The sequence below is a fragment of the Polyangium sp. 15x6 genome (assembly GCF_029960785.1).
In the GTDB taxonomy this organism is placed as follows: domain Bacteria; phylum Myxococcota_A; class Polyangia; order Polyangiales; family Polyangiaceae; genus Polyangium.
The window spans coordinates 67,304-83,560 of sequence record NZ_JASBQE010000018.1; the positions used below are offsets into that span (position 1 = coordinate 67,304).

General features: G+C 68.4%; 10 protein-coding genes. 2 read left to right on the plus strand and 8 right to left on the minus strand.

Annotation, left to right across the window (positions count from 1 at the left end; all coding sequences use genetic code 11):
• Nucleotides 1-2: 2 nt before the first annotated feature.
• The 8 genes from QHF83_RS15715 to QHF83_RS15750 all read right to left on the minus strand — a co-directional run bounded on the left by QHF83_RS15715 (nt 3) and on the right by QHF83_RS15750 (nt 12,897).
• Complete coding sequence (locus tag QHF83_RS15715) at nt 3-2,405, minus strand: DUF5682 family protein (protein WP_282418643.1); 2,403 nt, start codon at nt 2,403-2,405, stop codon at nt 3-5.
• A 6-nt stretch (nt 2,406-2,411) separates the two neighbouring features.
• Nucleotides 2,412-3,542 (minus strand): AAA family ATPase, encoded by a 1,131-nt coding sequence (locus tag QHF83_RS15720; RefSeq protein ID WP_282418644.1) that lies wholly within the window; start codon nt 3,540-3,542, stop codon nt 2,412-2,414.
• 47 nt (nt 3,543-3,589) lie between these two features.
• Nucleotides 3,590-5,470 (minus strand): HEAT repeat domain-containing protein, encoded by a 1,881-nt coding sequence (locus tag QHF83_RS15725; protein ID WP_282418645.1) that lies wholly within the window; start codon nt 5,468-5,470, stop codon nt 3,590-3,592.
• 18 nt (nt 5,471-5,488) lie between these two features.
• Nucleotides 5,489-6,994 carry an SWIM zinc finger family protein gene (locus tag QHF83_RS15730; RefSeq protein WP_282418646.1) on the minus strand — a complete coding sequence of 502 codons (1,506 nt, stop codon included), beginning with the start codon at nt 6,992-6,994 and terminating at the stop codon, nt 5,489-5,491.
• 88 nt (nt 6,995-7,082) lie between these two features.
• Entirely contained in the window at nt 7,083-9,827 is a 2,745-nt protein-coding gene (locus tag QHF83_RS15735; protein WP_282418647.1) for a WD40 repeat domain-containing protein, read from the minus strand.
• Nucleotides 9,828-9,868: 41 nt separating this feature from the next.
• A complete protein-coding gene (locus tag QHF83_RS15740) occupies nt 9,869-11,098 on the minus strand; it encodes a hypothetical protein (protein WP_282418648.1) in 1,230 nt (409 codons plus the stop codon).
• 44 nt (nt 11,099-11,142) lie between these two features.
• Nucleotides 11,143-11,646 carry a deaminase gene (locus QHF83_RS15745; protein ID WP_282418649.1) on the minus strand — a complete coding sequence of 168 codons (504 nt, stop codon included), beginning with the start codon at nt 11,644-11,646 and terminating at the stop codon, nt 11,143-11,145.
• A 111-nt stretch (nt 11,647-11,757) separates the two neighbouring features.
• Entirely contained in the window at nt 11,758-12,897 is a 1,140-nt protein-coding gene (locus QHF83_RS15750) for a right-handed parallel beta-helix repeat-containing protein (protein ID WP_282418650.1), read from the minus strand.
• Between the two features lie 261 nt (nt 12,898-13,158).
• Between QHF83_RS15750 and QHF83_RS15755 the strand changes: the two genes are divergently transcribed.
• The gene (locus QHF83_RS15755; protein ID WP_282418651.1) at nt 13,159-14,313 is read left to right on the plus strand and encodes a hybrid sensor histidine kinase/response regulator; all 1,155 of its coding nucleotides are present in this window, start codon (nt 13,159-13,161) and stop codon (nt 14,311-14,313) included.
• Nucleotides 14,303-16,201 carry an ATP-binding protein gene (locus tag QHF83_RS15760; protein ID WP_282418652.1) on the plus strand — a complete coding sequence of 633 codons (1,899 nt, stop codon included), beginning with the start codon at nt 14,303-14,305 and terminating at the stop codon, nt 16,199-16,201. Before QHF83_RS15755 ends, QHF83_RS15760 begins: the two co-directional genes overlap by 11 nt.
• The last annotated feature ends 56 nt before the right edge of the window (nt 16,202-16,257 follow it).

Below are 16,257 nucleotides of genomic sequence, written 5' to 3' on the forward strand. Positions count from 1 at the left end.
TTTTACAGATCCAGATCCAGATCGCCGAGGTCGTCCTGGAGGGCCGCGAGCTCGGCGTCGTCCACCTTGGTCTCGATCGCCCGGAGGATTTCTTTTTCGCTGCCGCCCCAGAGCTCCGCGAGCAGGGCCGCGATCTTTCGCGCCTCGCTCGTCTCGAACGAGCCGAACGCGCGGCGGAGCGCGACGACGGCGCGCCGGAAATCGTCGTGGTCCATCGCCTCGACGAACGCGCTCATGGCAGCCCAGAGCGAGCGGCGGGAGAGCAATGCATACCGGTTGCGCGTCGCGAGCCCCTCGAAGAAGCCCGCGCCTTCGCTCGGCGAGACGCCGGGGCAGATGCGGCGCGAGATGCGGCGGTCGAGAACGTCATCCTGCAGGATCCCGCGTTCGAGGAGGAGCGCGCTCGCGACGCCCGCGACGTGGGCCGAGGCGACGTCGTCGTCGGCGATCGCGTCGAGCACGCTCGCGAAGCGGTCGCCATCGAGTTTGTCGGGGAACATGAGCCCCACGCGGTGCAGGTGCCCGAGCGCGGTGCCGACGTTCCGCGAGGCCTCCTCGTTGCAGCGCGAGGCCTCGGGCGCGAGGAGCGCGCCCCGCAAGAAGAGCTGGGCGACGAGCGGTTCGAGCGGCGCGACGTCGATCTTGCGCACGTCCTTGTACGCGACGAGGTGGCTCAATTCGAGGGCGGCGCCCGCGACGGCCACGAAATCCCCATCGTCGACGGCGAGCGTCGAGACGCGGGCGAGCGCGGCCGCCGTCGCGTCCGGGAGGTCGCATTCGACGCTCCTTCGCGCGAGGTTCGCCGCGGCGTGCACGTTCTCGGCCGCCTCGAGCGCCTCGCCGATGGACCGCGCCGCGGCGATCTCGATCGTGTCGCCGCGGAGCGCGTTCTCGACGAGCTGGATCTCGCAATCGGGCGTCCAGCGGGCGGCCCAGATTTCCTTGTACGTGCTCTGCGCCCGGTCCTCCGCGCTCGTCCTGTTCGCCGCGAATCCGATGCCGAGCACGGTGAGCCGGTGCAGGAAGATGGATCGATTGCGATCCCGGTACGCCGCGTCCTCCGATTTCGCGAATCGATCCTGCCGGAGGTCGAGCCAATCCTTGCTCGTCGACCCCTTGATGATCTGTTCCTTGTCCTTGAGGTATTCCTCCAGGCGCAGATCCTTCACCCAGCGATAAAAATCGTCCTGGATCGAGGTGCGCAGGACGCCCGGAGGCACCTTGCCGAGCGCGTCGCCCACCGCGACGTCGTGGATGAAACGCGCGACATTGTGGGGTTCGCCCTGACCGAGGCACGTCGCGGCCGCGTCTTCGAGGTCGCGCAGCGTCGGCGCGTGCGCGTCGCGCAGGGAGGCCATACCCTCGGCGAGGCGAACGGCCTCGATGACCTCCGCGCTCGATCGCACCATGCCCGCCTTGCGCAGCCGCCCCGCGACCTCCGCGAGGAAGCGCGTCCCGAGCCTTGCCGTCGAGCCTTCCCGGGCCTCTTCGTAGAGCGCCTGGAAATACCCAGGGGCCTTGTTGCCCGCGCCGTATCCCGATTGCGAGCTCAATCGGAAGAAGCTGTACGGCATCAGCGTGCGCGTGACCGGTACAGTTGGGAGCTTTGCGATTTCCTCGTCGGTCATGGCTGGCTCTTCGGCGACGAGCACCGGCGCGTGATAGGCGCCGCAGATGACGACGATCCGGTCGGGGTCGTGCCCTTCCGCGATCGTGTCGCGGATTCGGCGGCGCATGAACGCCTCGCGTAGCAGCGTCTCTTCGCGCCGCCGCGGCGACTCGTATTCGAGCGCGCGGAGCTCGCGGCCGAGCTCGAAGATGCTCAGGCGATAGGAGTCGGGCGTCATCGAGTGCTCGAAATGGCGCTCCCACCAGGTGTCGTGGTCCGGATCGCCCGAGAGCTTTGCGATCGCCTCGTAGGGATCGCCGAGATAGCGCTGCGTATCCGTCTTTTGTTTCTCGTCCGCCTCGTCGGATTCGTCCTCGTCCTCGTGCGCGTGTTCCGGCGCAGGCTCGCTGCGGGCGAGGTAGACCGAGGCGGCGAGGTCGATGAAGCGGGCCACCCGCTTTTTCTGGAGCGCCCAGCGCAGCGCGACCCACTCGGGCGAATAGGCGGCGAGGGGGAAAAGAACGGAGCGGACGGGCCGCTCTTGCGTGAACGCGAGCAGCGCGACCGGGGGTTTCGTGCGCTTGTCGAGGAGGTGCGCGATTTCGTCGGTCGCGTCGCTCGGGCCCTCGACGAGAACGGCCGTGGGATCGACCTCGTCGAGGAATCGCTCGACATGCCAGGCGCCCATCGGCGAGAGGTGGCGCACGCCGAAGATACGCGCGAGCGGCCCCGTGGTGGGCGGGGTTTTTCCCGGCACAACGGTAGCCGCCCCGAGGTTTGCCTTCCTCGCCGCCATGGCCGCCTACACGAGCTCCTTGCAGGCCGTATAAAGCGACTCCCAGGCGCCGCCGCGCTTCTTCATGACGTTCTCGAGGTACTCGACGAACACTGCTTCGTCCTTCGAATCCTCCTTGACGACCGCGCCGAGCAGGCCCGCGGCGAGGTCGCGGTCGCTCACGCGGCCGGTGCCGAAATGGCCCGCGAGGGCCATTCCATTGCCGAGCACCGAGATGGCCTCGGCCGTGGAGAGGACGCCCGACGGGCTCTTGAGCTTTTGCTTGCCGTCGATCGTCTGTCCGCGCCGGAGCTCCTGGAAGACCTGCACCACGCGGCGCACGGCCTCCTCGGCCGGGGGGGCCGCGGGCAATTGGAGGCTCGATCCGATCTCGCGCACGCGGCGCGCCACGATCGCGACCTCGGTGTCGATGTCGCTCGGCACGGGGAGCACGACGATGTTGAAGCGGCGCTTCAAGGCGGCGCTCATGTCGTTGACGCCGCGGTCGCGCGTGTTCGCCGTGGCGATGACGTTGAAGCCGCGCTTGGCCTGCACGTGCAAGCCGAGCTCGGGCACGGCGAGGACCTTCTCGCTGAGGAGCGTGATCAGCGCGTCCTGCACCTCCGAGGGGCAACGCGTGATTTCCTCGAATCGGACGAGCTTGCCCGCTTCGAGCGCGCGGTGAATGGGCGAGGGCACGAGCGCCTTCGGGCTCGGCCCCTCCGCGAGGAGGAGCGCGTAATTCCACGTGTAACGAATTTGCTCCTCGGTGGTGCCCGCCGTGCCCTGGACGAGGAGCTGCGAATCATTGCAGATGGCCGCGGCGAGGTGCTCCGAGAGCCAGCTCTTCGCCGTGCCCGGCTCGCCGATGAGCAGGAGCGCGCGGTCGGTGGCGAGCGTGGCGATCGCGATCTCCACGATGCGCGGCGCGCCCACGTATTTCGGCGTGATGTTCAGGTCGCCGACCTTGCCGCCCATGATGTAGAGGAGCACGGCCTTCGGCGAGAGCCGCCAGCCCGCGGGTTTGTCGAACTTGTCGGCCGCCGCGATGGCTTCGAGCTCGCTCGTATACAGCCGCTCCGCCGGCTCGCGGAGGACGTCCGATTTCACAGAGCCCTCGCCGCCGTCCGCCTTCTGGGTGTCCTTCTTCGTCGCCATGTCTCGTCCCCGACCGTGCGTTCGATGGAATTACGTGGTTTGTCGTGTCAATCGTCCGTGGACGCCGCCGTCCGAGCTCGTTCGAGGAAGCGCAGGCATTCCTCGAACGGCGCCGCTTCGGCGCGCGAGAGGCGCTTCCTCTTTTGCTTCGCGTCGAGCCAGCTCCGGAGCATCGGGGCCAGGGCCGGATCGTCGTACGCGGTCATGATGTTGCAAGCGCGGCCATACTCGTAGCCGCCGCGCAGAGGTTCGAGCAGGCGCAAGAACGCGTGCAAGATGCGCGGATCCCGCTGCTTGCCGAGGTAGACGAAGACGAGCAGGGCGTCCTCGCTCGACAAACCCTCCTGGCGCGAGACCGAGAGCGCATCGCCGAGCGTCTTCGGCGCGTTCGCGTTCGCGAGGACCATGAGCGCGGGCGTGCGCAGGTTCGTGTTGCCGAGCATGGCGACCGCGAGATCCACCCAGCGCTCGTCATTTCGGATCGCCCGGATGGCCTCGGGCGATTCTCCGTTGCCTGGCGTGCCGTCCTCGTTCTCTTCGTATTCCACGAAGTGGTTCCCGATCCGCGCGAGGATACGCGTGGCGAGGTCCGTGCCATTCTTCTGCGCGAGCGCCCCGGGCTCGAAGAAACGCGCGAGGCGCTCGTGGGCCTTCGCCGGATCGAGCGCGATGACGCCGCGGACGAAATCCTCTTTCGTGGCGTCGGGCGCGTCGTAGAGCGACGGCATGAGCTCCTCCCACGCGCCGGGAAAACCGATCCGCAAGAGCGCGCGCGCCGCGGCGTCGCGCACATCCTTCACCTTGTGGCGGCGGAACGCTTCGAGCACGAGGTTCGCGCCCTCGTCCGTGCCCCGGGCCGTGAGGAGGTCGACCAGATCGACGAGGTATTCGATCTGGTTCGTGTGGGCCTTCTGCTCCTTCGCGGCCGCGTCCTTTTCCTCTTTGGTCGTGGCCTTCTTGATCCGGAAATGGCCGAGGTCGCGGAGCTCGGGCGAAAAGAGCGCGACGATCCGCTCGTCCGCGCGCGGGTGCTTGCTCGCGGCGAGCGAGCTCTCGGCCGCCGAGCGCAATTCGGCCGTGCCTCCGAAGGCGCGGAGGAGCACGTCGAGCGCCTCGTCGCTCGGAGCCCCGGCGAGCGCATGCACGGCCGCGACGCGCACGTCCTTCGAGCGATCCTTTTCCGCCAGCACGATCGCGATGGGCTCGGCGGCGAGGGGGTCGATCCGGCCGAGCTCGGCGATCGCGGCGGCGCGAATGTCGGGCACGCCCTTTTCGACGGCCTCGCGGAGCAGGTCCGTGGCCTTCGCCCCCTCGATGCGCGCAATGGCGCGGAGCACCCGCACGTCGAGCGCGCGGCCCTTCTCGAGGTCGAGGTGTCTTTGCAGGCTGGGCACGATCGCCTCGCCGAGCGCCGGCACGAGGTATTGCACGACCACCTCGGCGATGGCGCCGTCCGCGAGCGCCGGAATGACGAGCGGCAGGAGGCGCAGGTCCCGCGCCGCGCCGCGGTCCGACATCGCGTAATCACGAATGACGCGGGAGCGCTGCCGCGCGTCCGGGGCGTTCGTCAGAGCGCCGACGAGCGTATTGAGCTCCGTGGGCGTGAGCGGCGTGCCGATTTTTCGTGTCGGCGGGAGCGGCGTGAGCTCGCCGTTCGACTCGGGCAGGGCCGGCGTCGCCTGCGCCCCGCGCACCTGCGCCATGAGCGAGGCGAGCGCGAGGAGCTCGGAGGCCGCGGCCTTGCCCGTGGCTGTCTGGAGTTTGTCGATCTGCTCCACAACCTTGCCGAGCGCAGGCGCGCGCGCGGCGAGCGGGGCGAGCGTGTCCCGCGCGCCGGCGAGGTTCGGGTCTGTCCGGGCAATCTGCGCGCCGGCGAAGAGCCAGCGGTCGACGTCGCGGTCGAGCTGCTTCAGGGTATCCTTGGCCATCGTCGTGCTCCTCTTCGATCAAGCGCGGAGGCGCAGGTGTTCGTCGCCCACGAAGAGCGCGAGCGGATCGCCGTAAATGGCGCGTTTCAAGAGGTCGTAATAGAGGCGGACCGCGAGCGTGCCCGGACCGAACGCCGCCGCCGCGTGGCGGAGCGCGTCCGTGCTCGGGAGCCTGCCGTCGTTCATGTTGCGGAGGACGAGCCGCATGCCCGCCTCGTCCTCGACCACGAGCTCGCCGCCCACGTCGCCGAATTTCTTCGCCGCGACCAGGAACACCGCGTCGAGCGGGTGGAGCGGGTTCTTGAGCTGATTGCGCATCGCTCGCAGCACCGGGTCGAGGGGTTTTCCGTGACGGTGCACGGCCTCGTAATCGGCCGCCTCGCGCGGCCGCTCGCGGATCACGCCTTCGGTCTTTTCGTCCCAGCGGACGCGACGATTGACGAGGTCGCCCGGATAGAGCGCAGCGTCCGCGATTTCGAGCGTGCCGAGGCGCGAGGACCGGAGCTTCGTGAAGGGCAGGGTGTGGAACGGGAGCGAGGTCACCTCGCAGACGACCGAGCCGTCGTCGAGGTCGACCAGAAAGCCGATCGCCGTGGCGAACTCGTTGATCTCGTCGTCGGAGCGCTCGTGCGCGAGCTCCAAAAACCTTCGATTCTTGACCCAGTAGCCGGCCTCCCGGAGCTCGGGCAATCGCCAGGCCTTGCCGAGGATCGATTCGAGCTGCGCGTCGGCCTCGCTCTGCGTCGTGCCCTCCTCGACGAACTTCCCTTCGAGCGCTTTTTTCCCGCGGCGAACCGTGGTGTAAAGTTGCGTGAGCGTGAAAGCGATGCGCGCCTCCTGCGCCTCGCCGAGGCCCCGCGCCACGTCCCGCACGCCGGGCGCGTCGTCGTCGTCTTCATCGCCGAGCCATTCGCCGGACACGTACGACGCGAGGCGCGTGAGCACGCCGGCCGTGCGCTTCATGTCCGCGTCGGCCATGCGCTTCGCCTGGTGCTCGATCGCCTCGATGCTCTTTCCGGAGAGGCCGCCGAGGCCGCCCGAGACGAGGTCGACGAGGAACGTCTCCAGGGTATCGAGGGCGTCGCTTTGCTCCTTGGCCTTCTTGGCGAGCGCGGTCTTGTTGACGCGCGGGGCCGCGGCTGCCGCAGCCGGCTTCTTTTCGGCGGCGGCCTTCTGGGCCTGCTTTTCGCGTTTCTGGACGAGGTCCTTCGGCGGCTCCTCGACGGGGAAGAGCGCGCCTTTTTGCGCGTATGCGAGCAGGAGCGCGACGCCGTGCTTGCAAGGGAAGAGGCGCGAAGGGCAGGAGCAGCGGACGGTGGGTTTGTCCGCCCCGGTCGCGAGGTCCATGGAGACCGCATAAGGCGAGCTGCCAGAGCCGTCGCAGTGGCCGAAGGCGAGGGTCCCATCGTCGTTCTTGGCGAGCTTCTTCAGCGCGCCTTTCCGCAAGAGCGACTTCGCGTCGAGGAGCACCTTCTCGTTCGGCGCCCACTCGGCGATCGATTGCTCGGTGACGACCACAGCCATGCATCGGACCGTACCAGAAGGACGCCGACGTGGGGAGGGGGAGTTTGGAGAGGTGTGACAGGAAAAGTCCGGGCCAGGACGAACCGGTTCAGGGGGCGCAACGCGGGGGATCGTCCTCGTGCGCGGGGTCGTCTCCGGCGGGCTTTCCGGCGAGGATCGTGGCGAGCAGGCCGCTCGTGAAGGCGCGCTCCTCGCAGAGGTCGAACGGCATTCCGAAGCGGCCGGCGCGGCAGAGGAGGCGGGCGCGGGCGGCGCAGGGGTTTTTGCCGAGCAGATCGACGTGGCCCGCGCCGTCGAGGACCTGGGCGGCGTCCTCTTTGTCGAGGAAATGAATCGAGGCGGTCGGTCCCTTGCCCGTGGGGCTCTGGAAGTGCAGCGTGCCGTCGCTCCAGCCCGTGACGAGCCATTGGCCGTCGGGCGTGAAGGCCAGCGAAAAGGGGATCGACGTCAGGTTTTGCATGAAGTGCGCCTCGCCGGTCGCGAGGTCCCAGAGCCGGAGGGGGCTGTCGATCCCGCCCACGGCGAGGAGCTTTCCGTCGGGGGAAAACGCGAGGTCCTCGATGGACCTCGTGGTGCCGGGCTTCGTGTCGGCGAACGTTTGGCGAGACGCACCCGTCGCCGTGTCCCATACCCGCGCGGTCTTGTCTCCTGAGCCCGAGGCGAGGAGTTTTCCATCGGGGGAGAACACGACCGCGGTCACGGCGTCGGTGTGCCCCGGCAAGCGGAGCTTTTCGGCGCCCGCGGCGACGTCCCAGAGTCGCACGGTTTTGTCGCTCGATCCGGAGGCGAGGTATTTTCCATCGGGCGAAAACGCGAGGTCCCGGATCGAGCCCGTATGCCCGAGGAGAGGGCGCGCCGGCGCGTTCGTCGTCGTGAGCGAGAAGAGGAGGATCGCGTCGCCCATGTCGACGGCGGCCCACGAGCCATCGGGCGAAAGGGCGAAGGCCTGGGCGGGGTCTTTGAGTTTTTCCGCGCGGACCGTGGCACCCGTCTGCGCGTTCCAGACGCGCATTCCATGGCCAGCCGAGCCGAGGAGCTTGCCGTCCCCCGAAAACGCGATGTTGCCTTGGTCGTCGGAGAGCGACGAGGTGCGGTAGAGCGTTCCCTTTTCGAGGTCGATCATTCGCAGCGTGCCGTCCCACGGCTGCGCGGCGAGGGTTTTTCCGTCGGGGGAGATCGCAAAAGTGCTGATGCCCGGGTCCTCCAGGCCGATCCGCTTCACGAGGGCGCCGCTCGTCGCGTCGACCACGCAGACCGGGCCGGGACTGCAGTTGACCGCGAGGCGGCGGCCGTCCGGCGAGAAGGCGACATCGCCGAAATAGACGATCTCTTCGAGCTTCGTCCGGACAGACCCGGTTTTTGCATCCCACACGGAGATGCCGGCGAGGTTGACCGCGGCGAGGAGGGAGCCATCCGACGAGAGGGCGATCCTATGGGCGGGGTCGTCCGCGTCGACCGGGATCGTCTTTTTCAGGGCCCCGCTACGCGGGTCCCAGATCTGCACGCCGCCCTTGTCGGTGGCGACGGCGAAGGTCTTCCCATCACGCGAGAAGGCCGTCTGCCAGATCGACCCACCTTTTCCCCCGAGGGTCGCGGTCACGCGGCGTTTTTCGATTTCCCAGAGGCGGACCTTGTCGTCGGTGAAGGGAATAGCGAGCGTCTTGCCGTCCGGCGAGAACGTCGCGCTGACGGGAAAGACCGGCTCGTCCTCCTCGTCAGGCAAAGCGTCCTTGATCGGGATTGGCGAGGAATACGGCGCGGTGACGTCATGCACGAAGGACTCGTCGAACCGGATCGCGACGAGGCGCATGAGGTCGGGAGAAAAGGCGGTGCCGTCGGTGGTGGGGAGGTTGTGCAACTCGCGCACGAGGAGCCGCGACGAGAGGTCCAGGAAAAAACCATTCGAAGAGGTCTTCACGCCGAGGAGCTTGGCGTCGCTCGACAGAGCGATCGGATCGTTCCCCGAGATCCAGGGCACGTAGAGGTGAACGTATTCGCGACCCGTCTCCGCCTCGAAGAGGGAGACCTCGATGTCGCCGCCGGCCGGCCCTTGCGAGAGAGCGAGGAACCGGCCGTCTCTCGACCAGTCGAGCGAGCTCGCAGTGAGGTCGCGGTTTGGCAGGACGACCAAGGGCAATCGTCGTTCGGTCTTGTCGAGCAGCCCGAAGGCGCGATCGAAGAGCCTCTGGGCCTCGGCCGCGTCGCCGAGCCTGCGCGTCACGAGGGCCGCGCCGAGCATGGCCTGGCCATTCGGGTGCGCCGCGAAGGCGCCGAGGTACGCCTCGCGGGCGGCGCGGAGGGAGGCTTCGTCGCCTTTGGCCGCGAGCGCGTCGGCCTGCTCGACGAGCGGAAGCGCCACCTTCGTGATGTTGTGCGCGAGCAGGTTCTCGAGCTTCTTGTCGCCCTTCTCGGCCGCCGCGCGGGCCGCCTCCGCGCGTTTTTTCATGGCGTCGCTCGCGCCGGGCATGCGGAGCAGCTCGTGCGCGAGGTCGTACGTATACGAATAATCGTAGAGCTCGACGGTGAGCTCGGCGCTCGTCGCCAGATCCTCGGCCAGCACCTCCGGGGCCGCGCTTGGGCAGAGCTCCCGCGCGCGCGTCATCACGCGCACGGCGCGGTCGAGCTTTCCTTTGCTCCGGAGCGCGGGGACCTTCTTTCGCAGCGCGTCCGCGACCTCGCAAGGGCTCGCCGGAGGCGGCGGGCTCGGGGCGGGCTTGGCGACGGACCATTGCGGCGACGGCGGGGCCTGTGGCGGCGCGCCTCCGCAGCCGAGGAGCCCGAGGAGGGGTGCGGCAGGAAGAACCCCAAGGAAACGGAGCGAGCGGGCAAACATGCGCGGACGGTATCACGCCGGATCCGCGGCCCGCAATGCGGCTAAAGGGCGAGGCGCTCGCCTTCCGACAAGAGTACGTTCACGCGCTCGAGGTCGCGGCGAAATTCAGTCCACCGGGCCTCGCGCTGGGCGGGGTCGGCGAAGGGGACGTCGCGCAGATCGCGGAGCGCGGCGTCGGCGACGCGGCGGAGCGCGGCGAGGCTGAGGAGGCCGGCGAGGTGCGCGTCGAGCGCGTGGCCGATGTAGGTGTCATTGAAGGCGACGCCTTTCGCGCGCCAGGCCGCGCGGCCCTCCGCATTCGTGTTCACGACGTCGTGAATGAACACGGCGCGCATGCCACCGCCGGGGTGCTCCATCATGCGGGCGCCGGCGATGGCGTCCCCCTGGCCGCTGTCGCCGCAGAAGACGAACGTGTATTCGGGGAAGAGCTTGCGGTATTCGATGAAGCTCCCGTATTTCTTGTCGGCCATGAGGTCGTGCGTGGCGATGTGGCCGAAATCGCCGGTGAGGACCTTGGCATAAGGGAGGCCGAGCGCGGTGAGGTGCTTGCGCGTGATCCCTTCGCCGAGGCCTACGCGGTCGCCGGGGCGGGCTGTCAAAAAGGTGAGGTCGCCGAGACCGTCCTCGGGGGAGAAGGCGAGGTCGAGCTCGCGATAGAAGGCGCGCACGCCGGGGTAGGGGCGGGGCTCTTTCGTGCGGGGATACCGGGTGTCCTTCCAGTTCGGATAAAGCGTGTCGTCGATGTCCGAGAGGACCTTCAAATCAGCGCGCGCAGCGGCGGCGACGCGGAAATGCTCGAGGAGGCGCTCGCGGAGGAGGTCGTCGTCGAGATCGCGGTAAAGGAGCTGCTGGAGGTCGCGATGATCGCCGCCGTCGTCGATGGCGTTTTTCAGCGCGGTGAGCTCCGCGCCGCGCGTGCCGAGGAGGATGTTTCCGATGGCCGCTTCGTCGGTGCTGCCCGTGCGGCCCCGCTGGAGCGCGAAGACGAGCGCGCCGCGCGTGGGAATGGAGAGATCGGAGAGTCGCTCTTCGAAGAGAAGGCGGAAGAGGGCGGTGCGATTGTCCGGACCAACGACGCGATCGTCGATGCTGGAGAAGAGCCGTCCGAGGGGCAGGCGGCCGAGGAGATGGTCGAGCTCGCGGGGGTGGGCGTCGCGGAGGAGGTCGAGGATCCGGGCCTCTTCGGTCCGATCGGTGTGGCCCGCGAGCAGGCGCTCGATCGTCGCGATCTTGGCGTCGGCGTCGGCCTTGTCGAAATCGTCCGGGACCATCGAGGAAACGATAGAGCCCGGGCCGTACGGCCGTCAACGGCCCGTCAAGCGGGGCCGCCCCCGCTCCCGGCCACGCCCGAGAGGCGAGGATCTTTCGGGCCCTCCGTCGTTTCTACGACGATGCCGTGCCGGGTCAAATACTCCACGCCGTTCTCGCCCGCATACCCCTCGGCCACCACGATGACCTTCGTGATGCCCGCGTGGTGGATGAGCTTGGCGCACAGGATGCACGGCTCGCCCGTGACGATGATCCAGGCGCCCCGCGTGGCCACGCCGCTCGCGGCCGCGTTGCACACGACGTTCATCTCGGCGTGGTGACAGCCGATCTCCATGCGCGTGCCGCTCGGGATTTGCATGGTGTCCCGCAGGCAGACGTCGCCCCCGCAGAGGTCGCCGCCGCCGCGGGGGCCGCCGTTGTAGCCGTCCATGAGGATGACGTTGCGGTCAGGGTCGAGCAGGAGGGCGCCGAACTTGCGGCGGGGGCAGTTCGACGCGTTGGCGAGGGCCAGGCATTGCTCGATCCGGATGCGCAGGTGTTTCGCCTTCATGACGGAGGCGAGGGTTTTACCCGGCCCGCTCGATCGGCGCAAGGACGATCCCGCCGAGAGCGATCCAGCGAGCCGGGCCCGGCAAGGGCGTCGAAATGGGCGGGGCGCGCCTCAATTCGTGCATTCGACGTTCGAGAGCATGCCCGTGCCGGTGACCTTGTTGTCGCATTTCACGATCGTGCCCGTCGTACCGGGGCCGACGTTGATGCCGAGGTTCGGGTTGTTGATGCCGTTGGCCGTGTTCTTCTCGAAGATGTTGTCGTTGCCCCAGCCCATGGTCGCCTGGCGCACGACGAAGCCGTCCTTCGGGGTCTTGTCGCCGGTGTTCTCCGCGAAGAGGTACTTGTTGCCCGTGACGGCCACCCACGCGTCCTCCGAGCCGTCGGGCGTGAGGCCCTCGCCATTGAAGGTATTTCCACGGACCTCGCCGCCCTGCGTGCCCTCCTTCAGGTCGACGTGCTCGGTCTGGATGCCGGGGCCGAACTTGTTATAGAGGATCTTCGTGCCGTCGCAGGCGTCCGGCATGTCCGGAGAAGGCCAGGCGCTGTCGTCGCTGCCCACGTAGACGCCCTCGGCCGAATCCGGCATGGCGAGGCCCGTGTTCGTGACCTCGCAATACTCGATCGTGTTGCGGCTGGCCCCATTGCGGAGCTGAATGGCCATTTCGCCGACGTCGTGCACGAAGAGGTTCGAGAGGATGTTGTCGCTCGATCCGTCGACGTAAATGCCCTTGCGGCCGCCCGTGATCGTGATGCCCGAGACGACCCAGTAATTCACCTGGAGCAGGCGCAGGCCGGTGTTCGAGGACATGGCGCTCGTGTCGAGGATCGCGTCGCGCGGGCCGCATACGATGATGGGTTTGTCCGCGGTGCCGCTGACCATCTCCAGGTCGAACGTATCGGCATAGGTGCCCGGCGCGAGGCGGATGAGCTGGCCGGGCGCGGCCTTGGAAAGCGCGTCCGTCAAAGCCGCCGCGTCGGCGACGTCGACCTCGGTGTCATGCGGCCAGTCACAAGGATCGGCCGGCGGGCCGCCGCCCGCGCCGCCCGCGCCGCCCATGCCGCCGGTGCCGCCCGTGCCGCCCGCGCCGCCCGAAGCCCCGGCGGCGCCCGATCCGCCCGCTCCACTCGAGCCGTCTCCACACGCGGAAACGACGGGGAGCGCGAGCAAGACGGCCGACAAGGAAAGGACACCCGAGCCCGAAAGGAACGAACGAAGCGGCGAGGAAGTGCGGAAGTTTCTAGCGATCATGAAGTTCTCCAGCGAAGAGCTTACCTGGAGGCGCGGCAGGCGGGAACCACTTTGCATCGAGCAGAAGCGTGCTCGTGCAGGCCGCGCGACGATTGTCGGCCGTGAAGCATTGGATGGTTTGCCGTTCGGCAAGCGCGCCGGTCGAGGACGCGCATTCGGAGACGCGGGACACAAGGCCAATCCTGGCAGATTCCTGCACCATGGACGGATGCTTCGTGTGCAGGCTCCAATGAATGCTCGCTTGACCCGGACCCCGGAGCCGTGCGTATTTTTCGATACATGCATGCGCCGCCGCCCCCGAAAGTGCTCGTCGTGGACGACAACGAGCCGAACCGCGTCCTGGCCGAGGAGACCTTGCGCCTCGAGGGCTACGACGTCGTGATCGCGACGACGGGGGAGCAGGCGCTCGAGGTGTTCGTCCGCGAAGCGCCCGATCTCGTGCTGCTCGACATACGTATGCCCGGGCTCGACGGGTTCGCGACGTGCGCGCGGCTGCGCGCCCTGCCGCGCGGGACCGAGACGCCCGTCGTGTTTTTGACGGCCCTCCGAGACCTCGAGACGTTCGACCGCGCGAGCCGTGTCGGCGCCGACGATTTCCTCACGAAGCCGGTGCGCCCCGCAGAGCTCGTGACGCGCGTGCACACGCTCCTGCGCATCCGGCGGCTCAGCGTGGAGCTGCACGATCACTTCCGGGTGATCCGAAAGCAACGCGACGATCTCGTGCGGCTACAGCTCCAGAAGGAGCAGCTCGTGTCGTTCGTCGTGCACGACCTCAAGAACCCCGTGAGCTCGATCGAGCTGCACGCGCAGCTTCTCGCGCGCGATGCGTCGCTGTCCGAGGAGGCGAAGGAGAGCGCGGTGTGGATCGTGCACGAGGTGCAGATGATGAAGCGGCTCGTGCTCAACCTGCTCGATATCGGCAAGGCCGACGACGGCAAGCTCGATCCGCGCCGGAGCTCCATCGACGTCGGCGCCATGGCGGTCGCGGTGGCGAACGCGGCCGGCGTGCGCGCCGCAGAGCGCGACCAGAGCATCCTCGTGCAGGTGGCGAGCGGGTTGCCCGAGATCGAGGCCGACGCCGATCTCGTGCGCCGCGTCTTCGAAAACCTGGTCGACAACGCGCTCCGCTACGCGCCGCGCGGCGCGCCGATCTCGATCGGCGTGTCGGCCGGCGAGGGGCCGTCCGTGGTCGTGCGCGTGGCCGATACTGGGCCAGGGATCCCGGAGTCGATGCGCGAGCGGATCTTCGATCGGTACGTGCAGCTCGACGCGCACACGGCAAACGATGCGCGCCTGGGTCGAGGGCTCGGGCTCGCGTTCTGTCGGCTCGCGGTGGAGGCGCACGGCGGGTCGATCTGGATCGAGCCTTCCGCGCAAGGCACGGTGTTCTGCTTCAAGTTGCCTCATGGACGTTGACGCGCTGCTCGCCCGCGTGCTCCGGCAGAGCGCGGTGCTGCTCGTCGCGGACGCGCGCGGCGTGGTGCTCTACGCGAGCGAACGTTCATCCGAGGTGATGGGCGGAGCGCTCGTCGGCCAGTCGCTCGAAGCGCTGTTCGCCGGGGAAGGCGGCATGATGGACGAGCTCTGGCCCACGCTGCGCGCCGGCGGGACGTGGACCGGGGCCATCGCGCGCAAGGGCCCGAGCGGAGGCCCTTCGTGGCTTCGTGGCACGGTGTTCCCCGTGCGTGACGAGGCCGGCGAGCTGCGGTTCGTCGCGACCGCGACGCCGGTCTCGCGGGCGGCGCATCTGGAGGGCGATCTGCGCGACGCCGCGAGTTTGTACGAGCACGCGCCGTACGCGCTGCACTCGCTCGACGAGAGCGGGCGCATCACGAGGGTGAACACGACGTGGCTCCTGTGGATGGGGTACGTGCGGGACGAGGTCGAGGGCGTGCTCTCGTTCGAGGATGTGCTCACGAGCGAGTCGTACGCGGTGTTCCTCGAGGCGTTTCCGGTGTTCAAGGAGCGCGGCTCGGTGCGGGATATCGAGTTCACGTTCCGGCGCAAGGACGGCTCGACGTTTCCGGGGCTGCTCAGCTCGACGGCGATCAAGGACGCCTCGGGGCGCTTCGTGCGCAGCCGCGCCGTGATCCTCGACCTCTCGGCGAGGAAACGCGCCGAGGACGAGCTCGCCGAGGCGAAGCGCGCGGCCGACGCGGCGAACAAGGCGAAGAGCGAGTTCCTGTCGTCGATGAGCCACGAGCTGCGCACGCCGCTCAACGCGATCCTGGGCTTCGCGCAGCTCCTCGGGCGCGACAAGAGTCCACAGCTCACGGCGCGACAGCTCGGGTACCTGAAGCACGTGCTGCGCGGCGGCGAGCACCTCTTGCAGCTCATCGACGAGGTGCTCGATCTCGCGCGGATCGAGTCCGGTCGCGTGCCGATCTCGGTCGAGCCCGTGGACGTCGAGGCGGTGCTGCGCGAGGTGTCCGTGACGCTCGGCCCGATGGCGCAGAGCCGAGGCGTGACGCTCGCGCTCATGCCGCCGCCGCCCGATCTGCCGCAGATCCGCGTGGATCGGACGAGGTTTTCCCAGGTCCTCCTGAACTTCGGATCGAACGCGATCAAGTACAACCGCGCGGCCGGACACGTGTCGTTCATCGCGAGCGTGACGGCGTCCGGCGAGGTGCGCGTGACGGTGTCCGATACGGGTATCGGGATCCCCGCGGATCGGCAGGCCGAGCTGTTCCAGCCGTTTCATCGGCTCGGGCAAGAGACGGGTTCGATCGAGGGGACGGGGATCGGGCTCGCGATCGTCAAGCGGCTCGTCGAGCTGATGGGCGGTCGCGTCGGGGTGCACAGCACGCCGGGCAAAGGTTCGGAGTTCTGGGTGGAGTTTCCCGCGTTCGAGATCACGCCCGAGGAGCGCGTGTCGTCCGCGCCGCGCACGCCCGCGCACCGCGATCTCGCATCGCCCGAGGGGCGCAGATACAAGGCGCTCTACATCGAGGACAACCCGGCGAACCTCGCGCTGATGCAGGAGCTGCTCGCGACGCTGGAGTCGTTCGAGCTCCTGACGGCGCCGACGGCGGAGATCGGGATCGAGCTCGCCCGCGCGCATCGGCCCGACATCGTGGTGCTCGACATCAACCTGCCCGGGATGAACGGGTTCGAGGCGATCGAGCATCTGAAGAGCTCGCCCGAGACCCGCGCGATCCCGGTGGTCGCGCTGAGCGCGTCGGCGATGGAGCGAGATCTCAGGCGCGCCGAGCAGGCGGGTTTTTCCCGGTACCTGACGAAGCCGGTGAAGATCGAGGAGCTCGAAGGGGCGCTCTCGGACCTCGTGGCGAAGCTGCAGGCGTGATCGGGGAGATCCACGGCAAAAGGAGGGGATGGCCCGAGGATGGTCCCGGCTGGTAG

Bases quoted from the DNA above. Each gene is read 5' to 3' on its own strand.
- QHF83_RS15715 (WP_282418643.1), bottom strand. From the start codon at position 2,405: ATGGCGGCGAGGAAGGCAAACCTCGGGGCGGCTACCGTTGTGCCGGGA.
- QHF83_RS15720 (WP_282418644.1), bottom strand. From the start codon at position 3,542: ATGGCGACGAAGAAGGACACCCAGAAGGCGGACGGCGGCGAGGGCTCT.
- QHF83_RS15725 (WP_282418645.1), bottom strand. From the start codon at position 5,470: ATGGCCAAGGATACCCTGAAGCAGCTCGACCGCGACGTCGACCGCTGG.
- QHF83_RS15730 (WP_282418646.1), bottom strand. From the start codon at position 6,994: ATGGCTGTGGTCGTCACCGAGCAATCGATCGCCGAGTGGGCGCCGAAC.
- QHF83_RS15735 (WP_282418647.1), bottom strand. From the start codon at position 9,827: ATGTTTGCCCGCTCGCTCCGTTTCCTTGGGGTTCTTCCTGCCGCACCC.
- QHF83_RS15740 (WP_282418648.1), bottom strand. From the start codon at position 11,098: ATGGTCCCGGACGATTTCGACAAGGCCGACGCCGACGCCAAGATCGCG.
- QHF83_RS15745 (WP_282418649.1), bottom strand. From the start codon at position 11,646: ATGAAGGCGAAACACCTGCGCATCCGGATCGAGCAATGCCTGGCCCTC.
- QHF83_RS15750 (WP_282418650.1), bottom strand. From the start codon at position 12,897: ATGATCGCTAGAAACTTCCGCACTTCCTCGCCGCTTCGTTCGTTCCTT.
- QHF83_RS15760 (WP_282418652.1), top strand. From the start codon at position 14,303: ATGGACGTTGACGCGCTGCTCGCCCGCGTGCTCCGGCAGAGCGCGGTG.